Genomic DNA, 23,267 nt, shown 5'->3' with positions numbered 1-23,267 from the left:
GATAAAATGAGTAAAAGCTTAGAGGTCTTTAGAACAATAAAATGTAGTTTCTGACTGCAGGCAGAAACATCCATCATTCTCCATTCTACATTCTCAATTATACATTTGTTTTAGAATCTTTCGTGCGAAGAAATTTTAGTCAATATTTAGAATTTTTAAACAAAAAAATGGTAAAAGGGGTTGTTATTATGAAAAAATTAACTATAGATGAGCAAATGAGATTACTTTTAAAAGGTATAGAAGAGGTTATAAGTGAAGATGAGCTTAGAGCTAAGCTTGAGAAGAGTGAAAAAACTGGTGAGCCTTTAACAGTAAAGTTAGGATTAGATCCTACTGCACCAGACATCCATCTTGGTCATTCTGTTGTACTAAGAAAAGCAAAGCAATTTCAAGATTTAGGACATCGAGTAATTATTATCATTGGGGATTTTACAGGAATGATTGGCGATCCATCAGGAAAATCAAAAACTAGAAAACCACTTACAAGAGATGAGGTTTTAATAAATGCAGAAACATACAGAAGACAATTATTTAAAATATTAGACCCTGATTTTACGGAAGTAAGGTTTAATAGTGAGTGGTTAGAGTGTATGTCTTTTAAGGAAGTAATTGAGTTAATGGCAAAGCAAACAGTAGCAAGAATACTAGAGAGAGATGATTTTAAAAATAGATTTAATAATAATCAGGCTATTGGACTTCATGAATTTACGTACCCGTTAATGCAAGGATTGGACTCAGTTGTAATAAATGCTGATGTAGAGTTGGGAGGGACAGATCAGACCTTCAATATACTCATGGGAAGAACTCTTCAAAAAGAATACAATAAGGAAAAACAGGTGGCAATGTTTGTGTCTATTCTTGAGGGAACAGATGGTAAAGAGAAAATGAGTAAGAGTTTGGGGAACTACATTGGAGTTAATGAGAAGCCAAGGGATATATTTGGAAAAGTAATGTCTATACCTGATGAGCTTATAATAAGATACTTTGAACTAGTTACAGACGTTCATCCAGACAAGATTGACATTATGAAAAAGCAACTGAAAGAAGGAACAGTGAATCCAAGAGATTTAAAGTTAAATTTAGGAGAAACAATTGTATCACTATACCATGGTAGCAATGCTGGAAAGAGAGCACAAGAAGAGTTTATAAGCATATTTTCTAATAAGAGCATACCAAAAGAAATAGAAGAAATTCAGTGTCCTGATGGTGATTGCATATGTAATAAACTAATACAAATAATATTAAAGATGGGATTTGCTAAAACTAATAGAGAAGCAAGAAGATTGATATCTCAAGGAGCAGTTAAGATAAATGGAGAGAAGTTCAGTGAGGATATGTGTTTTGAACTTAAAGCAGGTGATGTAATACAAGTTGGAAAGAAGAGATTTGTTAAGATAAAAAACTAATAACAAGCACCCCAGGGGTAATTTCCCCTGGGGTAACATATTAACAGGAGTGGTTTGAAACTGCAGCATGCCTTTGGGTTCTAAATAACAAAACAATACCTAATACAATGTGTACTACAACAACTATACCGTTGAATGTAGTTACTTTATCAGTAACTAAAGTACTAAAACCTATGGAAAAGACACTGTTAAATGCAGCATGATATATTATACTTAATAATGTACTTTGAGTTTTTATATAAACCCAAGTCATCATGAAGGTTATTCCTATAACTCCACATAAGTAAAAAGGAAAATTCATGGCATACTGGCTAGTATGAGGTAGTAAATAAAAAAGAGGTAAGTGCCATATAGCCCAGATCACTCCAAGAATTAAACTTGATATAATGGGGCTGAAAGATTTTAGAAGTTCAGGAAGAACAAATCCTCTCCAACCAAGTTCCTCAAGTCCACCACCAATAATCATAATAGGGAAGTACATAATAAGCATATACAATGGTTGAATTTTTAGTGAAATAGGATTTCCAACATTAATGAAATTAACTAGAAGTGATGATAAGAAGGGTACACCTATATACACTGCAAAAGGTAATATATACCATAAAATGTTTACACGCCATTTTATTAACGATGAAATGTAGTTTTTATAAGAATTTTTATCCTTAGCTATTCGCAGCACCAACCATGTAGCTAATCCAGGTCCGAAGGCTCCTCCTATACCAAATAGAGATAAATAAATTGGATTGCTTGTGTTAACTATACCTTCTTTTAGCAAACACCAAGCAGTTATCCAACAGCCCCAAGTAATAATAAATGTTAAAAAAAGTTGAATATACAATAACTTATTTTTCATATTATTCCTCCAATTTTAAACTTAATATTTGAAACCATTAAGTATCAATACCTTAAGTTTAAACCTGTGGGTAACTCCCAGGTCAATATGTTTTTAACTTTTTATTGGTGTGTAGATTTCTAAATATCTACGCTCATTGCCTTCATCATATGTAGTTATTAGTAAACTTACATAACTTAATCCTATTAATTCATATCCGTTTTCACGAGCTATTTTTCTTATGTTACTTTCTACTTCTTTATCAATGTTACTTCTACCAGCTTCTACAATTGTATAAAGACATTTTGAATATGAAATTATTTCACCTTCAATATCTTCATCATAATTTTCAACTCTGTTTACCACGAGAAATTTATTTTCAAAGCAATCTTGTTTAGTATAATTTATTACTCGGACTAAACCTGTAAATGTAACTGCATTTTTCAAGTTATTTGAATGCTTCTGTATAATATCATATTCATCATATGCAAAAAAATCTGATAATTCACCTTTTACCACTAAAGGCTTCATTTCTGCAATGATGAATTTTCCCAGATAGTCTTTGATTTTTTTACAATTATCCTTAATTACCTTTATGCGTTTTAGAAGAAGATTTTTATATAGTATTTCTTCATGTATTTGTTGTTCTTTTTCTTCAAGCATACATTCTATATCATCTATACTTTTATGTTTTTTTATTTCTTGAATTTTCTTTATCTCAAAATCAATTTCTCTATAAGAATTTATAGTTAAAATTTCATGTATATCAAAATCATCGTATTCTCTATAGCTATTTGTATTATTTTTTTTAGGATTTATTAATCCTTTATCTTCGTAAAACTTCAATGTATCTCTAGATATACCAAAAAACTTTGATACTTGTCCAATTGTATACATTTTATCCTCCTATATAATGTTTAACTTATTTATTCATGTATCTACTTAATTCCATATTGTATAAGCCTTTCCTTTAAAAAAAGGAAAATGTATGTGAATTTGCTTTGTATGGCTAATAAGAGATTATACTTTTTTCAGACTTGAAATGAAAAGGATAAAGAAATTTAGGATAGTCCTTTAAAGATTGAATATGATTGTGGAATGATAATTGGGAAAGGAGATCCATGTTCAGTTGGTATATATTTTAATCCTTTAAGTAAGAAATCAAGCTAATTGAGGTATAATAATAATTATAAAACTAACAGATAAAGTGAAAGGGTGAAAAAATTTGGAATTTTATAAGTGGGTTAAAATAGAGATATATGTACCAGAAGATAAACTTCAAGATATAAGGAATGCATTAAACAAAGGGGGAGCAGGCAAGATAGGAGACTATGACAATTGCCTTTCAATGTATGAAGTTAGAGGATATTGGCGTCCGCTAGAGGGCGCAGATCCTTTTGAAGGTGAAGTGGGAAAAGTTTGTGAGGGAAGAGAACTTAAAATTGAAGCAAGATGTTATATTGATAATGTGAAGACTACTATAGACGAAATACTAAAAGTTCATCCATATGAAGAGCCAGTGATAAATATTATTCCATTAATAAATCATGTGTATATTGATGATAATATGAAAAGGAACTCTTAAGAGTTCCTTTGATTCCATTAAAGATTATACTTATTCAACTAAAGAAATATAATCTGACTTAATAATCCCCATATAAATATCACTACAATAAGCGCCATTAATTAACGCACCTTCTCTGTCTATACCTTCTTTTATAAATCCACATTTCTCATAACATTTTATTGCCCTTGTGTTATAATCTAAAACCCTTAAATATACCTTGTGATATTCTAAAACTTCAAACGCATGTTTTAATACCATTTTAGTAACAGTTGTTCCGATACCACAACCATACACGTTGGAGTCATAAATTTCAATGGAGAATCTCGCTTTGTTATCTTCTTTATATGGTCTAAGACCAACGATTCCAATGCAAGTACCATTATACTCAATAACCCACTTACATGGATGTTGAATTATTTTTTCATACCATTTGATAGCGTCGTCCATAGTGAATTCGCTCAAATTACTAATATTACCACCACACATCATAACACATTCCTTGTTTATTCCTAACTTTGCGCGGCTAGCAATATCTTCTTTTATTGGTTGACGTAATATGATATTATTATTTTCTAATTTTATAGCACTATTCACACCATCATCTCCTCAAAATATAAATATCCTTCGATATATTTAACTATTTCGCTGTAATTAATATATTTTCTTTATGATACTATACAAATATTTTATGCATCAATTATTATTTCTATATTATACATTATTTTCTTTTATTTAATCAAAATATGTACAAAATAATGGTGTTCTAAATAAATATCAACATTATTGCCTAATGCAACCTAAATTTTGAATATTAAAGAAAATATATAGTTTATTTAGTAGGTTTTATATGATTTTTTTTGACAAAAGGAAGAAAAATAACCTGATTTATTCTTTCTAATTATTTATTCACTAATTTTGTAAAAGAGAATATACTAAAATTATAGTAATAATTATGAGGGTAGAGTTATATGAAAATGGCCATAAAGTTGAAGGATGGGAAGAAATATTTTTATAGTGAGGCACAATCGCAGCAAATCGCTCGTCACTTAAATTATGTAAAATTACTTCAAATACTTACAAATGGCAGTAATATGAAGAGTGGTTCAACTATTAAAATTTTGAACCAAGTATTCTTGGTAGAGAACATAAAATCATTTGAATTCTTTTTATAAAGAACCATTTATGCATACGATAATAAAGAACTAAAAATTCAAAATTTTGCATATTTAATTATTGACAATTTCATGGAAATTGTATAAAATTACAATATATTAGTGAGTGTGTCTAATCAATGGAAATTCATTGTGAGCGGCACAGGGAAGATCCTACACGCAGATATGTAACCCTGCGGAGTCGCTATGGCGATTCTGATAGGGTTTTTTTGCTTTATTCAGTTAAAGTGAAAAAGGATATGGAGGTAAAAGTTATGGGATTGTTAATTAGAAAAGGTACTGAAAATGATATTAAAGAAATGGATACATTAATGTATGAGGGGGATGAACATCATATAGTAAATTTGCCTCATAAATTTAGAAAATCCGATGAATCAAGAGAAGAATTTATTATTGATAAACTAAATGATGAAGAATCAAATATATTTGTTTGTGAATGTGAAGGAGATATAGTTGGTTTAATAATAACTAGAGTTATGAAAACACCTGATGTATCAATATTCATACCTAGAGAATTTGGATGGATTGAAAATCTAATTGTAAAAGAAAAAAGCAGAGGGTTAGGGATTGGAAAAAAGCTGATGGACGAAGCAGAAGACTGGTTGAAGAGTAGAGGAGTAAAAGAAATAGAATTGAATGTATATAATTTCAATAAAGGCGCTATAGCTTTATATGAGAAGCTAGGATATATAGATCTTAGCAAGAAGATGATAAAGAAGATTTAGAAAATTTTTTATGCACCGTGTGATGTAAAGCCTTTCCCACAGGATGAAGATTTATATGGTGCAGATGGATTACTAATTTATAAAAAGCTTGAAGAAAAAAATATAAAAAGAGAATTTGAGCTTTGCTTATGATCAATGATAATTGAGGTATAGTTAGAGATTCCAAGTTATAACTAAATTTATACTAGGTTTAAGGTGTACTGTGATTTTGAGTATGAATAAATAAAGTTTAATTATGGATTCTCTATAAATAAGTTAATAAATATAAAAATATATAAATATATTAGCTAAACAAGGGGAGGAATTACAATGGATAGAAAGGTAATTAACTGGATGTGGGAAAATGAAGAAGCACAGAAGGCATTTGCTGACTGGGTAGGCTTTCCTGGAAAAAAAGAAACAGCTGAGGAAGTAGATAAACTACATCATTTATTGAAGTTTGAAGGGGATTTAAAAATTCTTGATGTTGGATGTGGAACAGGAAGACATTCTTTAGAATTTGCAAAAAGGGGACATAAGGTTACTGGTATTGATATTGCATCCTTATACATTGATGAGGCAAGAAAGAAAGCTCTTTATAATGATTTAGACGTTGATTTTAGATTTCAAAGAGGACTACATATTAGAGATAAAGAAGCGTATGATTTCATATTAGCATATAATCATACATTAGGACTTATGAAAGAGGAAGAGCTTAATCAACATTTTAATAATATTCATAAAGCACTTAAAGTAGAGGGGAAATTTCTTTTAAAGATAGCTGGTCCGATGATGGATGGACAATTAAATCAGGAAAGAATCAGAGACTGGGGAGAGCAAAATGGCAAATATATTTTAAGTGAAAAGTATATGGAAGATGGATTCAGAATCGAAAATTGTATATTTATTGACCCTAAGAAAAAAGAGATTATTGAATATAGAGAAAAGCAAAAAGCATTCACACATGGAGAAATCTTAGATATATTAAAAGAATCTGGGTTTTCGAAGATAGAATGTTATTCTGATATACATGGTGAAGCTGCAGATGAAAATAAATTTGGAGTATATATTTGTATGAAGTAAATATATGGAGCGATTGTTGCATGATAAGAAACTATTGTGCTTTAGAAGAAATGTATAATGGATAATGTAGAATGTATAATGATTGACATTTCTCTCCGAGAAATTGTAATTGTATTGTTCCTTGGCCAATAGGGAATCACTCGTTTCATCAAGGATGAAACCTTGTAATTGGAATACAATATTTTATCTTAAGATAAAATGAGTTAAAAACTCTTTTTCTAAAGACCAATAAGATGTAGTTTTGCGGAGCAAAACATCCATCATTATACATTATCAATTATACATTATACATTTATTTTGCCGAACTAGCTTCGCTAGTTCACAAAGTTTTTCTATTATGTTTTACTAAAGTAGCATCATTAAACTCATATAGAACTACAAATCAAAGGGGGAGGAATACCTATGCCACATTATTATGGAGACAGAATAGTTTTAAGAGAATATAGACAAGAAGATTTTAAATATATAAGAGGATGGGTAAACGACCCTGAGATTACAGATAATTTATCAGATATATTTATATTTCCTCATACAGCAACCAATACTGAAGCATATATGAATTTTATCAACAGTAAAAAAGGGTTAGAAAAAACTAATTTTGTTATTGCTCATAAAGATACTGAGGAGTATATTGGGCAAATAGACCTAATAAAAGTTGATTGGAGAAGCAGATATGCTATATTAGGTATTGTTATAGGAACAAAAGAAAACTTTGGAAAAGGATATGGGGCAGAGGCCATAAAGGTTTTGCAGCATATCGTATTTAATGTATTAAATCTTAATAGACTTGAACTAGAGGTGCATGATTATAATAAGCGTGCAATAAGATGCTATGAGAAATGTGGGTTCAAAGAAGAAGGAAGACTTAAAGACCGGTTCTTCTACAATGGACAATACACAGATTATGTAATTATGGGTATTTTAAAGAGTGATTATGAAGAGATGAATAAATAGAGGAACGTTATCTTTATAATTAGCCATGCTTTGCGCCAAACATTACGGCTATATTGGAGTAGTATAGCCATTTTGGGTGTGAAGCGTGGCTTTTTGATTCTTTAGAATCTAAAAGAAATTGAGAATTGAGAATGTAGAATTGAGAATGATGGACATTTCTCTCCGAGAAATTTTAATTGTATTGTCCTTTAGACAACGAGGTTTTACTCGTTTCAGCTGGCTGAAACATAGTATCCATTGGTATAAGAACTACGGTATTTCATCTCAGATGAAATAAGTAAAAAAGATTTTGTTCTAAAGAACAATAAGATGTAGTTTCTGCGTAAGCAGAAACATCCTGCATTCTCCATTCTCAATTCTCCATTCTCAATTAATACAGTTATTATATGAAAACAAGATTCATGAAATCAAGGATAAAATTATTCTTTAGAAACAATAAGGGGGTTTTTAAATGAGATATTTTAAGAAGTTAGAGGGGGAAAGGTTATATCTTTCTCCAATCAATGTTGAGGATTATGAAATTTACACTAAATGGATGAATGATTTAAATGTAACAATAAATCTGGGGAATTTTGCGAAAAACTTCAGTAAATCTAAAGAAAAGGAATCTGTAGAAAGATTAGCAAATGAAGAGAGTAACTTTGCGATAGTGTTAAAAGAGGGAGATAAATTAATAGGAAATTGTTCTCTATTTAGTATTAATAATATTCATAGAAGGGCAGATTTAGGTATATTTATAGGGGAAGAAGAACATAGAGGTAATGGATACGGAGTTGAAGCGATAGAACTTATCTTATCTCATGGGTTCAGAGTATTAGGATTAAATAACGTAATACTAAGAGTCTTTTCCTTCAATGAAAGAGCTATAAGGGCATATGAAAAAATAGGTTTTAAAGAAATAGGAAGAAGAAGAGAAGCGTTTTATATAAACAATAAATATTATGATGTGATATATATGGACATAATACAAAGAGAATATAAATGTAAATATTTAGATGATATACTTCCCAGATAATGTAGATGTGTGTGACTAACAGGAATAAAATGTGGATAACTTAAGAGAAGAAAATTTTTATTGTGGATTGATTTTTGATTTAGAAATGTGGATAAATGTAATTTGATGGATAGCAATTTTTAAAACAGAAATTAATTATAACAAACTATATGATAAAATACAAAGGTTTTAGGGGGAAGAGTGTATGGCTATTATTAATGACAAAAAGTTTTTATATGAAGATAAAGAAATATTAATAACATCTCCAAAGGTAGAAGATGCAGAAAACTTTATAGAGTATTTATTAACAGTGGCAGGGGAAACTGAGTTTTTATTAAGAAAACCAGAGGAATTTAAAATAACAGTAGATAAGGAAAAAGAAATAATAAAAAATACAATAGAAGATGAAAATATTTTATTTGTAACAGCAAAGGTAGGAAATAAAATCGTAGGAAATATAGGATTTCATGGTGGTAACAAATTTAGAACAAAGCATGCAGGAAGTTTTGGAATTGCCATAGTAAAAGAATACTGGGGAATGGGCTTAGGAAAAGAATTAATAAGTACATTATTGGAATGGACTGATAGTAAAGGTATAAAAAGAGTAGAATTAAAGGTTGATGAGGATAATGAAAGAGCTATAAAGTTATACAATAAAATGGGCTTTGAAGTGGAAGGAAGATTAAAGAAGGAAAAGTATATTGGAGAGGGAGTGTACAAGGATTCTCTCATAATGGCAAGAGTTGTTGATTAAAAACAAATGGAAAATTGATAATGGAAAATGGAAAACGGAGGACATTTCTCTACGAGAAATTTTAATTGTATTGTTCTTTGGATATAGAGTTTTTACTCGTTTCAGCTTTGCTGAAACATTGTACTCTTTGGAATAAGAGTTACGGTATTTCATCAAAGATGAAATAAGTTAAAATACATTGGTCTAAAGAACAATAAGATGTAGTTTCTGCGAAAGCAGAAACATCCATCGTTTTCCACTTTCAATTTTCAGTTTTCAACTAATTAAGTTATTATTTGAAAACAAAATCAATGGAATCAAAGATACAATTATTCGTTAGAAACAATAGGAGGGTTGTAAATGGTTTATCTTAAGGAGTTATCTCTAAATGATGGACAAGAAATACTTGATATGATTAGAGAAATAGGTCCAGGCGAAAATGGATTTGGAAACAGTGGTTGGGATATGAAAGATGAGGAGTTTGAGTGGTATTTAAGAAGAAATATAAGAATGGCTCAAGGAATTGGACTAGAACCTCATTTAGTTCCTGAGACTATGTATTGGCTTTATGTGGATGATAGACCAGTTGGAATTATAAAACTTAGACCAATACTAAATCAAAACTTGAGAAAATTAGGTGGAAATATAGGATATTGTATTAGACCAAGTGAACGTGGTAAAGGATATGGAGTTCTGATACTGAAAGAAATGATGAAGAAGGTTAAAGCAAGAGGTATGAGTAAGGTACTTTTAACTGTAAATGAGGATAATATTGCTTCTAGAAAAGTAATAGAGAGTAATGAAGGAGAACTTTATGATATAATTGATGGAAAGTGTAGATATTGGATAAACGTCTATTAAAAAAACAAATTGAAAATTGATAATGGAAAATGGAAAACGGAGGACATTTCTCTTCGAGAAATTTTAATTGTATTGTTCTTTGGATATAGAGTTTTTACTCGTTTCAGCTTTGCTGAAACATTGTAGTTTTTACTACAAGAATTACGGTATTTCATCAAAGATGAAATAAGTTAAAATATATGGGTCTAAAGAACAAAAAGATTTAGTTTCTGCGAAAGCAGAAACATCCATCGTTTTCCACTTTCAATTTTCAGTTTTCAACTAATTAAGTTATTATTTGAAAACAGAATCAACGAAATAAAGATAAAAGTATACTTTAGAAACAATAAGGAGGATAAGACATGTTGAACCATGTAGGAACACAAAGGATTGAAACTGAAAGATTAATATTAAGAAGATTTAAAGAAGAGGATGCTCATGATATGTATAATAATTGGGCCTCTGACACGGAAGTAACTAGATATCTTTCATGGCCTGCTCATAGTAGTGTTGAAGTAACTAAGAAAATTATTGAGATGTGGTTAAATAGTTATAACAATCAGGAGCATTATCAATGGGCTATTGAGTTAAAGGAAAATGGCGAGGTAATTGGAACTATCAGTTTAATAGAGATTAATAATAAAGATGAAAATTGTGAGGTAGGTTATTGTATAGGTAAGGAATTTTGGAATAAGGGTATTTTGACAGAAGCACTTTCAGAAATGATTAAATTTGCTTTTAGTGAAATTGGGTTCCAACGTATAGCAGCTCGTCATAATCTAGATAATCCTGCATCGGGACGAGTAATGGAAAAGTGTAATTTATCCTATGAAGGAACTTTAAGAAAAATTGCTAGAGATAACTGTGGTAATTTAGTTGACTGTAAGTATTATTCAATATTAAAAGATGAATATTATATTTAAAATTTGAATTTAATATATTCCTGCGTTGTCCACTTTCAATTTTCAATTTTCAATTAATAAAGTTATTATTTAAAAACAAAATCAACGAAATCAAGGATTTAATTATTTTTTAGAAACAATAGGAGGTAACGCTTTGATAAAATTACGAAACGCTGCTAAAGCAATAATTGTTAAGGATAATAAGATACTTTTTGTAAAATATTGTTCAAAAAGAACTGGAATTGTATATTATGTATTACCAGGTGGTGGACAAGAAGGCGGAGAAACATTAAGTGACACATTAAAGAGGGAATGTTTAGAGGAACTTGGGGTTGAAATAGATGTGGGCGAAATTGCATTAGTTACCGAGTATATTGGAAAAAATCATAAATTCGCAGATTTGCATTCAAAATTGCATAAAATGGACTTTATGTTTTTTTGTACAATGAAATCTGCTATAGACTTATCAAAAGCGACTAATACTGATACTGATCAAATAGGATTCGAATGGTTAGGATATGCAGAGCTTAAAGAAAAAACGGTATATCCTGAAGAATTAAAAAGAGTTTTTGATCAAGAGGGAAATATTATAACACCAGTATATTTAGGAGATATATTTTAAGGGTTTATTGCAGAATTTGATTGTTGTCATACACATCCACTTTTACAATAGGCTGTGAGATTGAACTTGACGCTACAAATAAGAAAGTGAGTATTTTAGAAGAGTAGGGTAGATATAAAAGAAATGGATAATTGAAAATTGAAAATGGAAAACGAATGACATTTCTCTTCGAGAAATTTTAATTGTATAATTCTTTAGATAAGGAAGGTTTACTCGTTTCAGCGTTGCTGAAACATTGTAATTTGGGTTACAAGAATTACGGTATTTCATCAAAGATGAAATAAGTAAAACATATTGGTCTTAAGAACAATAAGATGTAGTTTCTGCGAAAGCAGAAACATCCACCGTTTTCCACTTTCAATTTTCAGTTTTCAACTAATAAAGTTATTATTTGAAAACAAAATCAACGAAATCAAAGACAAAATTATTCTTTAGAATCAATAAGGGGGGCGTAGATATGTTAATCAGTGATTTTGAAAACTTTATTATTGAGGCTTTTACAAAAGAAAAATTAGAGCTTGTAAAAGGAAAAAATGAATATGGATTCACTAATATAGGGAGAAAAGATATTTCTAAATTGGGGTATTGCACTAATCTAACTATTGAATCTGCAGAAGAAGCAGCAAAAAATAATGTTGATTTGTTAATAACACATCACGATGCCTGGGAGTGGATGTCTGGAATAAAGGAAGAGGCACTTGAAATATTAAAACAAAGTAACATAACTCATTTCTTTATTCATTCACCTTTAGATGATGCTGATTTTGGGAATAACACGTCAATATTAAATAAACTTGGATTTAAGGTTATAGATAAATTTTCAGATGAAGAAGGAATGTATTGTGGAAGAATAGGGGAAATAGATGAACCTATAGAGTTTGATAAACTGGTGAGTAAAATAGAAATGTTGTTAGATGAACCTGTACGAAAATGGAAGAACAACGAAAAATTAATAAAGAAAATAGGAGTAGTAACAGGTGCAGGGTTTTCAGCTGTTGATATAAAAGAGGCAGTTGATTTAGGTTGTGATGCATATTTTACTGGTGAAAAGATACTTTACACTGTTCAATATGCTCAATATAGTAAAATAAATCTTATAGTTGGTAGTCATACCTTTACTGAGATATTCGGATTGGAAAGTTTGGCTAAAATGATAAATGAAAGATACCCTATGGTAGAGATTATTAGGATTAAAGAAGAGCATGTTGAGTAAGAGTGGGAACAAACCTGTAATGGTACTAGGTATGCAGGTAAATTTTGAGATGGTAACAGGTGCGCAGACAAATTTTGGAGAATTTATTATTGCTAAGGGAGTTAAGAAAGATTAAAAATTCATTAGAAAATGATTAATATTTGAAAGAATGGAAGGATTCATAATAAACCTATAGAAATAAGAATATATAATATTATTGGATAAATCTAGGAGGGGAATTATGTTACAGTTATTATTCGGGTTAATTATATTTGCAGTGGTTGCATTATTAGTATTAATAATTGGTGCGGTAGCTTTACCAATTTTTATAGTTGCACTTGTGATTGCACTTATCTTGGCAATATTGGGTGTATTGTTTAAAATAACATTTAGTGTAGGATTTGTGGTGCTGATAATCGCATTAGCAGTTGCATTTTTTTCAAGGAATGAAAAAAGACATTAATAATTAAAACCACCAATATAAAATGTTGGTGGTTTTACGTTTGGAGGAGAATTCATTGAGACAAATAAAAAAGACTTTTAGAGGAAATTATGAATTAGAATATTTGTTATATTTACCTAAAGGGTATGAGGATAGCAATAAGGAATGGCCCCTTATGTTGTTTCTTCATGGAGCAGGAGAGCGAGGAGATAATATTGATTTAGTGAAATTACATGGAGTTCCAAAGGTAATTGAGAGAGGTGAAGAACTGCCATTTATAGTAATAGCGCCTCAATGTCCAGAGGAATTATATTGGGACTTTACTGTTCTTCAGCTGGAACAATTGGTAGAGGGTGTAATTAAAGAGTTAAGAGTAGATAAGAAGAGAGTTTATATTACTGGATTGAGCATGGGTGGATTTGGAGCATATGCCCTTGCATCATATAGACCTGATTTATTTGCAGCTATGGCAGTGGTATGTGGAGGAGTAGCCTATGCTAAAAGAGCTCAATTCATGAAAGATATTCCCTTGTGGGCTTTTCATGGAGAAAAAGACACAGTTGTCCCAGTAGAAAAGTCCATTGAGGTAGTTGAAGAAATTAAGAAAGTAGGGGGAGAGCCTAAGCTTACAACGTATCCAGATAAAAGACATGATTCATGGACAGTGACTTATGATAATCCTGAAGTGTATGAATGGCTTTTGAGTCATGAAAAACAAATGTAGAATTGAGAATTGAGAATTGAGAATGGAGAATGTAGAATGATGGACATTTCTCTTCGAGAAATTTTAATTGTATTGTTCTTTAGATAAATAGGTTTTACTCGTTTCAGTAAGCTGAAACATTGTAATCCTTGAAACAAGGTATACGGTATTTCATCAAAGATGAAATAAGTTAATACTTTGTTCTAAAGAACAATAAGATATAGTTTCTGCGAGAGCAGAAACATCCATCGTTTTCCACTTTCAACTTTCAGTTTTCAATTAATAAAGTATTTATTCGAAAACAAGATTAATGAAATCAACGATACAATTATTCTTTAGAAACAATAAGGGGGAAACGTAGATGTATGGAGTACTTGCGTATTTTGATAGAGAAACAGAAGAAAAGCTAATGGGATTATGGGAGCAATTAGTTGAAAATGATATATCATATTATTCAAAGGAGTATAGTGGGAAAAGACCACATATAACTATCGCTGACTATGATGAATTGGATGAAGGTGAATTTAAAGAGTATATGGATATCTATTACGAACAAATAACAAGGATTCCAGTTAATTTTGCTACTTTAGGGAGCTTTATAGGAAGTGGGGCTTTGTTACTTACTCCAACAATGAGTAAAGAGTTATTGAATTTTCATAGAGAATATCATGATAACTTCAAGATGTTTAGAAACAATAAGAAATCTTTATATCTTCCAGGAAAGTGGATACCTCATTGTACAATAGCAAATAGATTGAAAAAAAATAAATTAGCAGAGGCATTGTTATTTTGTACTGAAAAACTAAAGCCCTTTAAAGGATATATTAGTGAAGTAGCACTTATTAAATTGAAATATAATGGAGAAGATTGTATAGGGGTTGAGGAGATTTATAGTAAGAAGTTAATTTGAGCTACTTATAAGAGAGAGTTTTAAAAATTATCAGCAAAAAAACTATAAGGATGATTGAAATTATTGTTGCTAATACTGCATACAAGTATTAAACACGTAGGAGTAAAACATAAATATAAGGCGATTTTAAAGGAGTCATGAGATGGATATTAATAGAATAAAGGAATTAGCATTTGCTAAAATGGGAAAAAGGAAGCCACATAATAAAAGAGAAGAAGGATATATTTTTTATCACGGATTAAGAACAGCAGAATTAGCAATACAACTTAGAGAAATGATAGATGAAACAGACAATTCAAAGGATAATATTATATATGCAGCATCACTTTTCCATGATATAGCTAAAGGAATTGAACCACATAATGAAAATGGATGTATTCTAGTTGAACAAGTTTTAAAATTTGAATGTTCAGAGGAAGAATTAAGAGAAATTACTGAAATAATTAGATATCATAATTCAAGAGGAAAGTCTGAAAATTGGGTTAAAGAGATACGAATAGTACAAGATGCGGATATGTTAGATCATATGGGAACGATGGACGTTTGGTTGAACTTTGTACATCAAGCCTTCGATGGGAAAAGTGTAAATGCTTCAATTGATTTTTACAATAATAAAATGTTTAAGGATTATCTAAGGGATTGTAGAAGCAAACTAAACTATGATATTTCTAAAAAAATATTTGATGACAGGGCAAAATTTATACATGAATTTATTGATAGATTAAGTGCAGAAGGAATGGGGAAAATTTTTAATAAGGATTTGATAAATAGATAACTTTCACATTTTTAAAGATTAAAATTTAATTCTTTAATAAGTGAATGAATACAATTTTATAATATATCTAAATAAGAGAATATCATTTGATTTTTTAGCATAATAACTCATAAATAATGAATTAATGGAGATATCACTGAAATATTTCCAAGGAAATGATATAATCATCATTCAAATAGCAATAATTTACAAAGTTTAGTATAAAATGATAAGTATAAGTGTTAGTGATTGGATTAAGAAAAATACAATAAATGGATATTTTTGTTGCCAAAATATGTAAAATATTATATAATTAATATACTTCAAAAAATTAAGTAATATATAATATAGAGCAATTTTGGTGAACCTTTTCATCTGAATTTATATCTAAGATGGAAAGGTTTCTTTAATTTACAATTGAAAAATTATATTATAAGTAAGGGGGATAAATAATGGGGAATATTAATAAACTATCAATGAAATTTGGGGTATCTGAATATACTGTTAAGTCATGGATAAATGAAGGAAGACTTAAGTGTTCAGTTATAGATGGGGAAATAGTTTTTGAAGATAAGGAAATAGAAAGGTTCATTAAAGCAACAGGCATTGAAATTATTAAACCAGGAGAGTTTAATAAATTTATTGATAAAGAAATAAATAATGTAGATGATACTATGAGTTTGAAAGAAAAATATGAGCAGTTGCATAATGAATATTGTAGAACTCATAATGTTATGACACCAGAGGAGATAGTTAGTTTAGTTTCAGAAGTTATCGATTAAGTTTTTTCCGTAATATATATTACGGAAAAAAAATTTTGTTTGTACTATACTCTAGATAAATGAAAGTGAGGGGAATTTTATGATAGAGCAAGTATTTAAGTATAGTACAGAAAATGATACAGCTGTTGAAAAAATTATTATGGACGAGAATATTAATTACATTCATATGATTTTTAATAAAGAAGAAGGATTACCTGAACATTATTCCAATTCAAATGTCTACATGACTGTGATTAAAGGCGTATTGTCAATTCAATTAGATGAGCAAAATGTTCATGAATATGTAAAAGGAGATATACTTAAAATTCCTTATAATACGAAAATGAATGTAAAGAATCTTCATGATGATGTTCTTGAGCTAATTGTTATAAAAGCTCCAGCGCCAGCTAATTTTAAAAAATAAATATCAAATTTAAATTAATAAGACATCAATGCATAAGACTATGTGTTGATGTTTTATTGATTAGGTTATAAGATTTAATTAAGAACTAAAAACTGAAAGTAAAAGAATAGTACCCTGTTAATACAATTAACAAATTCAAAGGAAAATGAGGGATATAAAATGATGGAATCTATTTATAAAGAATTAGAAAGTAGTCAATTGTTTATAGGATTTAATCATGAAGGTATTAAAGAATTATTCAAATCAGTTCATTATAGAACTAAAAATTATTCTAAAAATGAAATTATTGCTTACGAAGGTGACGAAATTAAAGAATTGGGGATTATTTTATCAGGGGAAGTATATGTTGAAAAAGTATATGTGACAGGTAAAGTAATCAAAGTAAAGAAATTAACCAAAGGTGAATTAGTTGGTCATGCCAGTGTTTTTTCAGATTATAATTATTATCCATGTACAATAGTGGCTAAGAATGATTTACAGATTTTATACATTCCCCAAGATAAGATTACGGATATATGTTTAAGTAGTAGACAATTTTTAATTAATTTTATAAGATTGATTTCTAATCAAACGGTTTATTTAAGTAATAAATTAAAATTTATTTCATATGACACAATAAGGAAGAAAATTGTTGATTATCTACTTAAAGAATATAAAAAACAGAAAACTTGTAAGGTAATAGTTTCTTTTTCAAGAAAGGAAATGGCAGAAGTTTTTGGGGTTACTAGACCGGCTTTATCAAATGAAATGATAAATATGAAAAATGATGGATTAATTGAATATAGAGATAATATTATAGAGATAAAAGATTTAGAATTATTAAAAATAGAATTAGGAAAATAAGAACGTGGTAATACTTATTACCGCGTTTTTTTATTTGAACTGATATACTTTGTATATGAGATAAACATTAGATACATGGAGGAATTTATATGACTACGATAATATTGTTAATAACAACGATTATTGCATTAGTAATATCTTTGTTTAAAGATAAAGAAAAGACAATAGGAACTATGAAACAAGCAAGAGGTATGATGGGAAGTATGATTTCAGATATAGTTGGGGTATTACTACTTATTGGATTAATACTTGCAATAATACCACCTGATAAGATAGAGAGTATGATAGGGAGTGGGAGTAACTTTTTAGCCACTATAGTTTCGGCATTTGTTGGGACAATCACTTTAATACCTGCATTTGTGGCATTTCCTTTAATAGGATCATTGAAGTCAAATGGAGCTGGTATTATGACTTTGACAGCATTTTTAACAACTTTGACAATGGTAGGGTTTGTTACATTACCTCTTGAAAAGGAGACCTTTGGAAAGGAATTTGCTATCAAAAGGAATGTATTAAGCTTTGTTTTTGCGCTGATAATAGCAGTGGTTGTAGGAGGAATAATAAAATGATTAATATAGGTAACAAAAATAATATAATTAAAAAGAATAAGATATTGTTTATAGCAATCCTGAGCTATTTTATATTATTTATTTATAATATTGAGTTAGGGATAAGTGCATTGAGTCAGAGCAAATACTTTTTCATAGAAATGATTCAAATAATGCCGCCAATTTTTATTTTAATATCATTGATTCAGACTTGGGTGCCTACTAAAGTTATAATGAATAACTTTGGAGATGGAGCAGGTGCTAAAGGGAAGCTTCTTTCATTTGCAATAGGCTCATTGTCAGCAGGACCTATATATGCAGCTTTCCCAGTATGTAAAATTCTTTTAAATAAAGGGGCAAGCGTTGAAAATATTATTATAATTCTAAGTTCCTGGGCAGTGGTAAAGGTTCCTATGTTAATTAATGAAGCTAAGTTTATGGGAATAAAATATATGATCATAAGATGGATATGTACTATTATTGCTATATTATTAATGGCTAAGATAATGAAGTTTTGGATAAAGAAAGAGGATATAAAAACAAGTTCAATAGAATGTACTGTACCAATGATTAATGCTATGAGTTGTGTAGGATGTGGAAATTGTGCTAGAAAATACCCTAAGTTATATAGTATGAAAGAAGGAAAAGTAGTTATCAACATTGAAAATATTGATAAGGACATACTTTATAAGGAAATTGAGAAATCAAAAGATTGTTGTCCTGTAAATGCTATTAAGTGAATATAAGAATGTCAGGGATTAGAATAAGATATTTTTAAACACCATTTTCATAAGTGGTGTTTTTTATGTGTATTTATATTCAAACTTGTTACAAAATTGGATATAATTATATTTAGGTGTAATAAGTAATTTATGCAAGGATGTGATAGATATCTTTAAGGGAAGTAAAAATTTCAGTGATATACATGAGCGTTATGATGAGTTTATGCATAATATGAGGTTTTATAGAGTTGAAGAGATAAAAGAAATAGCGAAGTTAAAGAGCACAGATAGGGTTTTAGATATAGGAGCAGGAACTGGATATATTGCATCAAAACTTATTGATAGTTGTCATGAGATACATTTGTTAGATGAGAGCAGAGAGATGTTATCACATGCTCCTGATTCCAGTAAGCTTATAAAGGTTATTGGTGATGCATTAAACATCCCATATGAAGATAATTACTTTGATGTGATAATTCTTTCAGATGTCCTTCATCATATTAAAGACCAAGAATCTTTAATGAAAGAATGTTATAGAGTATTAAAACCTGCTGGACGCATTATAGTACATGATTTTCATAGAAAATATTTAAAAACAAAGTTATTAGCTCTATTTGAAACAAGCCTATTTGGTAAATTGTATTATAGGACAATTGAAGAAACTACTAATCTAATAGAACAGGGTGGTTTCAATATTGGGGAAATTAATAATAAAGGTTATTATTATATGATTTTAGGAGAACGCTAATGAAATTATTTAAATATCTACGTCTTTATGGAAAGTTTATAGGCTGCATGGTGAAAAAAGACACGGTTACAAATGATGAGTATGGGAAAAGTTATGATCAAATAGCAAATACATATGAAAATTGGTTAGGTGTTATGGGGAAACATGTTAAACCTCTTATAAAAACAGAGCTATTTAATAGAGACTCTACTGTAATTGATCTTGCATGTGGAACAGGCTTTATTAGTCATGAGCTCCTTTCGAAGGGATATGATGGACAACTTATAGGAGTTGATATATCAGAAATGATGATAGAAAAATGTTATCACATGAAAAATGATAAAGTACAGTTCTATCAAGAAGATGCTGTAAAATATCTTGAGGACATGAGTGATAAGGGTGTTTTGGTAGATGGCATATTTCTAGGATGGGCATTGCCGTATCTTAACCAGAAGAGACTCATAAAAGCAGCCTATGAAGTATTAAAGCCAGGAGGATATTTTATTACAATATCAAATTGTAAAGGAACATTAACGGGGGTTGAGAAAACAATCCTTGAAGTGATGGCGAATAATATTGAGAAGGTAGCAAAGCCTATGGAGGCAAAGGTGAGACTTCCTAAAAATAAAGAAGAACTAGGAAAATGGTTCGAAAAAAGAGGATTTAACAGTATACATATAGGTGAAGGGGAAGAATGGGTATGTTATAAATCACCAGAAGAGTTATACAAATGGTTGAAAGAGACAGGAGTCTTAGCGGGAGTAGATAAAGTATTTTATGATGTGAACCAGGTTGAGGATTCATTGATAGATGGATTTAAGAAAAGTCATAAGACTTCTAAAGGATTTCAAGTTAATCATAAATTTGTTTATGGAATATTTAAAAAGTAGGGGGATAAGTTGTGAATAAAAAGATGATTTTAAGGATGGCAACAGATCCAAAGGTTATAAAGAGTTTATGGTCATATCATAAGCTAATGAAAAGAGATAAGAAATATTCTCTTAGAAAAGGTATTAAGATGGCTCTTGAAATAATGAAAGGTGAAAAGATTGTATTTCATGATGGGAAGTATGTAATATGCACTTTCATGCCTCCTTTCCCATCAAAGGCTTTTGATAATCATATAAAGGCTGTTCATGATCAAGATAAGATATATACTGAGCAGATATATTCAAGAAGAAGAGCTCCAATATCATTCCATATAGCAGTTACTCATCGTTGTATGTATAATTGCAGTTATTGCAGTGCTAGAGGGCGTGGATATGGTAATGAGCTTACAACAGAACAATGGAAAAAGGTATTTAAGGAACTTCAAGATATGGGTACATCTGTTATAGGACTAACTGGGGGAGAACCGTTACTCAGAGAAGATATTGAAGATTTAATAGGAGCCTTTGATGAGCGTTCTTCAGTTGTATTGTTTACAACAGGAAAGGATTTAACATTGGAAAAGGCTAAGAAATTGAAGGATAGAGGCTTGTTTGGTGTTGGAATAAGTCTAGATACTGTTAATCCAGATAAACATAACGCAACTAGAGGATTTAAAGAGGCTTATAAATACGCTATAGAGGGTATAAAAAATTCAAAAGAAGCTGGTCTTTATACTATTATTCAAACAGTTGTCCTTGAGAGAGACTTAGATGAAAACAAGCTCTATGAATTGTTCCAATTAGGAAAGGAAATGGGAGTTCATGAGATTAAAATTCTTGAGCCTATAATGAGTGGAGAACTAATGAATAAACCACAGGAGAAAGGTGTATTCTATTCATCGGAAGCGAGAAAGAAATTAATTGAAATAGGTTTAAGAGCTAATAAAAGTGGCAGATTCCCTAAGATAACTACCTTTGCCTATACAGAAAGTAAAGAGCGTTATGGTTGTGGTGCAGGAACACAGCATTCATATATAACTGCTCAGGGGAATTTATATCCCTGTGATTTTGTCCCTATGGATTTTGGAAATGTATCAGAGGAATCAGTTGAGTTCCTTTGGAAAGAGATGAATCAGGGGATTGGGATACCTAAAGGAAGATGCTTTGCAATGGAGATTAATCCAAGGTTAAAAAGGTTGGAAGATTCATTACCATTAGATAAAGATAAAGCTCTTAGTATATGCAGAGAGTGCCAAGTAAGAGAATATCCTGATTTTTATAGTAATATGCAGAAATAAAAAATCCTTGTATAATTAGTTTAAGGAGATGAGGATATGGCATTAAGGATTAGGGATATACTGACAGATGAATTATATAGAGGGTTTAGACTAGAGGCAGGAATTGCAGGACTAGGTAATAAAATTTCTAAAGTTGGAATATTGGATCATGAATCTGAAGATGTTATTACAGCTAGTTTTACTAAAGGGGAATTTATTCTTACAACTTTACTGCGTGTTAAAGATAATCCAGAAAAATTATATGATATAGTGGAAAGATTGATAGATGTGAAAGCAAGTGGGCTTTGCATAAAAGATATTTATTTTAATTCAATTGGAAAAGACGTAAAGGAACTAGCCGATAGTGCAGGATTTCCTATATTCATATACAGTGTAGTATATATGGAAGATATTATATTAGATGTTGCTAATAAACTTAAAATTGATGATATTAATAAGAAAATAGAATCTAAAATAGAAGAGATCATATCAAATGAAGAAGAATCACTATTGATAACTAAAATTGCTAATGAAATAAATCCTTATTTTAAAGAAAAATGTATAGTTATGTATTGTAAATTAGCTGATAATGACTCTTTGGGGAATGGGTTCAAAATAGTTAATTGTGATAAACAGCACAAGGTTATTCCATTCAGAGAAGGAACTTTGATTATATATACATTTGAGTCAAGTGAAAAGATAAGATACGAGTCAATTAAGAGATTTCTTAGAAAGTCAGGATTTGATGAAAGATATATAATAGGAATAAGCACTATAACTGACAATTTAGGAATGCTTTCATATGGAATAAAGGAGAGTATGTATGGATGTGATTATGCAGTTTTAAATAATCAAAGATTAGTATTTTTTGAACAGTTGGGAGTTGACATGATACTATTACCTCTTTTAGATAATGTATGGGTGAAAAAGTATTACACTACTATTATTTCGTCAATCAAGAAATACGATGAACAGAATAATACAGACTTATTAGAGACAGCCACTGTGTACGTAAATAACAGAGGAAACATGAAAGCAACAGCACGAGACATAAATCAGCACGATAACACAGTACGATATAGAATGCAGAAGATTTATCAAATGATCTCTGAGAAAACAGGTAAGGAAATAGGTTATGAAGATTTGGCGTTGGGAGTTAGAATTCATAAGCTTGTGGAAGGAATTGAGAATCTAGAATGAGTTAGTTTAAAAGTTATGAGATGCTGATGAAAGTATTTAACAACTTTAATTCAGTAGCGTTGAGGGATTAGGATAAAGTTAAATTA

The 23,267-nt window shown here is 30.0% G+C and carries 29 protein-coding genes; 26 read left to right on the top strand and 3 right to left on the bottom strand.

Annotated elements, in window-relative coordinates:
* Positions 1 to 188 precede the first annotated feature (188 nt).
* A complete protein-coding gene (gene tyrS, locus OW730_RS00395; protein WP_271227198.1) occupies positions 189 to 1,406 on the top strand; it encodes a tyrosine--tRNA ligase in 1,218 nt (405 codons plus the stop codon).
* A gap of 40 nt (positions 1,407 to 1,446) precedes the next feature.
* Here the strand turns inward: tyrS and OW730_RS00390 are convergent, their stop codons facing one another.
* Positions 1,447 to 2,259, bottom strand: a complete 813-nt coding sequence (locus tag OW730_RS00390; RefSeq protein WP_271227197.1) for a CPBP family intramembrane glutamic endopeptidase — start codon at positions 2,257 to 2,259, stop codon at positions 1,447 to 1,449.
* Positions 2,260 to 2,352: 93 nt separating this feature from the next.
* Positions 2,353 to 3,135 (bottom strand): MerR family transcriptional regulator, encoded by a 783-nt coding sequence (locus OW730_RS00385; protein WP_271227196.1) that lies wholly within the window; start codon positions 3,133 to 3,135, stop codon positions 2,353 to 2,355.
* 328 nt (positions 3,136 to 3,463) lie between these two features.
* On the opposite strand from OW730_RS00385, the gene OW730_RS00380 reads away from it, so the two are divergent.
* A complete protein-coding gene (locus tag OW730_RS00380; RefSeq protein WP_271227195.1) occupies positions 3,464 to 3,823 on the top strand; it encodes a cytochrome C biogenesis protein in 360 nt (119 codons plus the stop codon).
* A 30-nt stretch (positions 3,824 to 3,853) separates the two neighbouring features.
* Here OW730_RS00380 and OW730_RS00375 read toward each other — a convergent pair whose 3' ends face one another.
* Positions 3,854 to 4,399: a GNAT family N-acetyltransferase gene (locus OW730_RS00375; RefSeq protein WP_271227194.1), complete on the bottom strand. Its 546-nt coding sequence runs from the start codon at positions 4,397 to 4,399 to the stop codon at positions 3,854 to 3,856.
* Positions 4,400 to 4,779: 380 nt separating this feature from the next.
* Here OW730_RS00375 and OW730_RS00370 point away from each other — a divergent pair, with 380 nt between their 5' ends.
* The 24 genes from OW730_RS00370 (at position 4,780) to OW730_RS00255 (ending at position 23,181) form a co-directional block, all read left to right on the top strand.
* Positions 4,780 to 4,977 (top strand): hypothetical protein, encoded by a 198-nt coding sequence (locus OW730_RS00370; RefSeq protein ID WP_271227193.1) that lies wholly within the window; start codon positions 4,780 to 4,782, stop codon positions 4,975 to 4,977.
* Positions 4,978 to 5,231: 254 nt separating this feature from the next.
* Positions 5,232 to 5,702 carry a GNAT family N-acetyltransferase gene (locus OW730_RS00365; protein ID WP_271227192.1) on the top strand — a complete coding sequence of 157 codons (471 nt, stop codon included), beginning with the start codon at positions 5,232 to 5,234 and terminating at the stop codon, positions 5,700 to 5,702.
* Between the two features lie 309 nt (positions 5,703 to 6,011).
* The gene (locus OW730_RS00360) at positions 6,012 to 6,764 is read left to right on the top strand and encodes a class I SAM-dependent methyltransferase (protein WP_271227191.1); all 753 of its coding nucleotides are present in this window, start codon (positions 6,012 to 6,014) and stop codon (positions 6,762 to 6,764) included.
* A 402-nt stretch (positions 6,765 to 7,166) separates the two neighbouring features.
* Positions 7,167 to 7,718: a GNAT family N-acetyltransferase gene (locus OW730_RS00355; RefSeq protein WP_271227190.1), complete on the top strand. Its 552-nt coding sequence runs from the start codon at positions 7,167 to 7,169 to the stop codon at positions 7,716 to 7,718.
* A 451-nt stretch (positions 7,719 to 8,169) separates the two neighbouring features.
* The gene (locus OW730_RS00350; protein ID WP_271227189.1) at positions 8,170 to 8,733 is read left to right on the top strand and encodes a GNAT family N-acetyltransferase; all 564 of its coding nucleotides are present in this window, start codon (positions 8,170 to 8,172) and stop codon (positions 8,731 to 8,733) included.
* A gap of 184 nt (positions 8,734 to 8,917) precedes the next feature.
* Positions 8,918 to 9,466 (top strand): GNAT family N-acetyltransferase, encoded by a 549-nt coding sequence (locus OW730_RS00345; protein ID WP_271227188.1) that lies wholly within the window; start codon positions 8,918 to 8,920, stop codon positions 9,464 to 9,466.
* 339 nt (positions 9,467 to 9,805) lie between these two features.
* A complete protein-coding gene (locus OW730_RS00340; protein ID WP_271227187.1) occupies positions 9,806 to 10,306 on the top strand; it encodes a GNAT family N-acetyltransferase in 501 nt (166 codons plus the stop codon).
* Between the two features lie 341 nt (positions 10,307 to 10,647).
* On the top strand, positions 10,648 to 11,208 hold the full coding sequence (locus OW730_RS00335; protein WP_271227186.1) for a GNAT family N-acetyltransferase: 561 nt from the start codon (positions 10,648 to 10,650) through the stop codon (positions 11,206 to 11,208).
* 133 nt (positions 11,209 to 11,341) lie between these two features.
* On the top strand, positions 11,342 to 11,809 hold the full coding sequence (locus OW730_RS00330; protein WP_271227185.1) for an NUDIX domain-containing protein: 468 nt from the start codon (positions 11,342 to 11,344) through the stop codon (positions 11,807 to 11,809).
* Positions 11,810 to 12,266: 457 nt separating this feature from the next.
* On the top strand, positions 12,267 to 13,022 hold the full coding sequence (locus tag OW730_RS00325) for a Nif3-like dinuclear metal center hexameric protein (RefSeq protein ID WP_271227184.1): 756 nt from the start codon (positions 12,267 to 12,269) through the stop codon (positions 13,020 to 13,022).
* Positions 13,012 to 13,137, top strand: coding sequence for a hypothetical protein (locus OW730_RS00320; protein ID WP_271227183.1), 126 nt, complete (start codon positions 13,012 to 13,014; stop codon positions 13,135 to 13,137). Before OW730_RS00325 ends, OW730_RS00320 begins: the two co-directional genes overlap by 11 nt.
* A gap of 105 nt (positions 13,138 to 13,242) precedes the next feature.
* Positions 13,243 to 13,464 carry a hypothetical protein gene (locus tag OW730_RS00315; protein WP_271227182.1) on the top strand — a complete coding sequence of 74 codons (222 nt, stop codon included), beginning with the start codon at positions 13,243 to 13,245 and terminating at the stop codon, positions 13,462 to 13,464.
* 55 nt (positions 13,465 to 13,519) lie between these two features.
* Entirely contained in the window at positions 13,520 to 14,167 is a 648-nt protein-coding gene (locus OW730_RS00310) for a prolyl oligopeptidase family serine peptidase (RefSeq protein WP_271227181.1), read from the top strand.
* Between the two features lie 340 nt (positions 14,168 to 14,507).
* Positions 14,508 to 15,056 carry a 2'-5' RNA ligase family protein gene (locus OW730_RS00305; protein WP_271227180.1) on the top strand — a complete coding sequence of 183 codons (549 nt, stop codon included), beginning with the start codon at positions 14,508 to 14,510 and terminating at the stop codon, positions 15,054 to 15,056.
* A 142-nt stretch (positions 15,057 to 15,198) separates the two neighbouring features.
* Positions 15,199 to 15,831 (top strand): HD domain-containing protein, encoded by a 633-nt coding sequence (locus tag OW730_RS00300; RefSeq protein ID WP_271227179.1) that lies wholly within the window; start codon positions 15,199 to 15,201, stop codon positions 15,829 to 15,831.
* A 431-nt stretch (positions 15,832 to 16,262) separates the two neighbouring features.
* Positions 16,263 to 16,592 carry a helix-turn-helix domain-containing protein gene (locus OW730_RS00295; protein WP_271227178.1) on the top strand — a complete coding sequence of 110 codons (330 nt, stop codon included), beginning with the start codon at positions 16,263 to 16,265 and terminating at the stop codon, positions 16,590 to 16,592.
* A 79-nt stretch (positions 16,593 to 16,671) separates the two neighbouring features.
* Positions 16,672 to 16,995: a cupin domain-containing protein gene (locus tag OW730_RS00290; RefSeq protein ID WP_271227177.1), complete on the top strand. Its 324-nt coding sequence runs from the start codon at positions 16,672 to 16,674 to the stop codon at positions 16,993 to 16,995.
* Positions 16,996 to 17,154: 159 nt separating this feature from the next.
* On the top strand, positions 17,155 to 17,838 hold the full coding sequence (locus OW730_RS00285; RefSeq protein WP_271227176.1) for a Crp/Fnr family transcriptional regulator: 684 nt from the start codon (positions 17,155 to 17,157) through the stop codon (positions 17,836 to 17,838).
* Positions 17,839 to 17,927: 89 nt separating this feature from the next.
* Positions 17,928 to 18,407 (top strand): permease, encoded by a 480-nt coding sequence (locus OW730_RS00280; RefSeq protein ID WP_271227175.1) that lies wholly within the window; start codon positions 17,928 to 17,930, stop codon positions 18,405 to 18,407.
* Positions 18,404 to 19,126, top strand: a complete 723-nt coding sequence (locus tag OW730_RS00275; RefSeq protein WP_271227174.1) for a permease — start codon at positions 18,404 to 18,406, stop codon at positions 19,124 to 19,126. The genes OW730_RS00280 and OW730_RS00275 overlap by 4 nt, the downstream gene beginning before the upstream one ends.
* 142 nt (positions 19,127 to 19,268) lie before the next feature.
* Entirely contained in the window at positions 19,269 to 19,856 is a 588-nt protein-coding gene (locus OW730_RS00270; protein WP_271227173.1) for a class I SAM-dependent methyltransferase, read from the top strand.
* Positions 19,856 to 20,725 carry a class I SAM-dependent DNA methyltransferase gene (locus tag OW730_RS00265; protein ID WP_271227172.1) on the top strand — a complete coding sequence of 290 codons (870 nt, stop codon included), beginning with the start codon at positions 19,856 to 19,858 and terminating at the stop codon, positions 20,723 to 20,725. Before OW730_RS00270 ends, OW730_RS00265 begins: the two co-directional genes overlap by 1 nt.
* An 11-nt stretch (positions 20,726 to 20,736) precedes the next feature.
* On the top strand, positions 20,737 to 22,002 hold the full coding sequence (locus OW730_RS00260) for a radical SAM protein (RefSeq protein ID WP_271227171.1): 1,266 nt from the start codon (positions 20,737 to 20,739) through the stop codon (positions 22,000 to 22,002).
* 36 nt (positions 22,003 to 22,038) lie between these two features.
* Positions 22,039 to 23,181: a PucR family transcriptional regulator gene (locus tag OW730_RS00255; protein ID WP_271227170.1), complete on the top strand. Its 1,143-nt coding sequence runs from the start codon at positions 22,039 to 22,041 to the stop codon at positions 23,179 to 23,181.
* Positions 23,182 to 23,267 lie beyond the last annotated feature (86 nt).

It is taken from the genome of Oceanirhabdus sp. W0125-5, assembly GCF_027938815.1.
Taxonomy (GTDB): Bacteria; Bacillota; Clostridia; order Clostridiales; family Clostridiaceae; genus Oceanirhabdus.
This window is presented reverse-complemented; position numbering and strand designations above follow the sequence as displayed.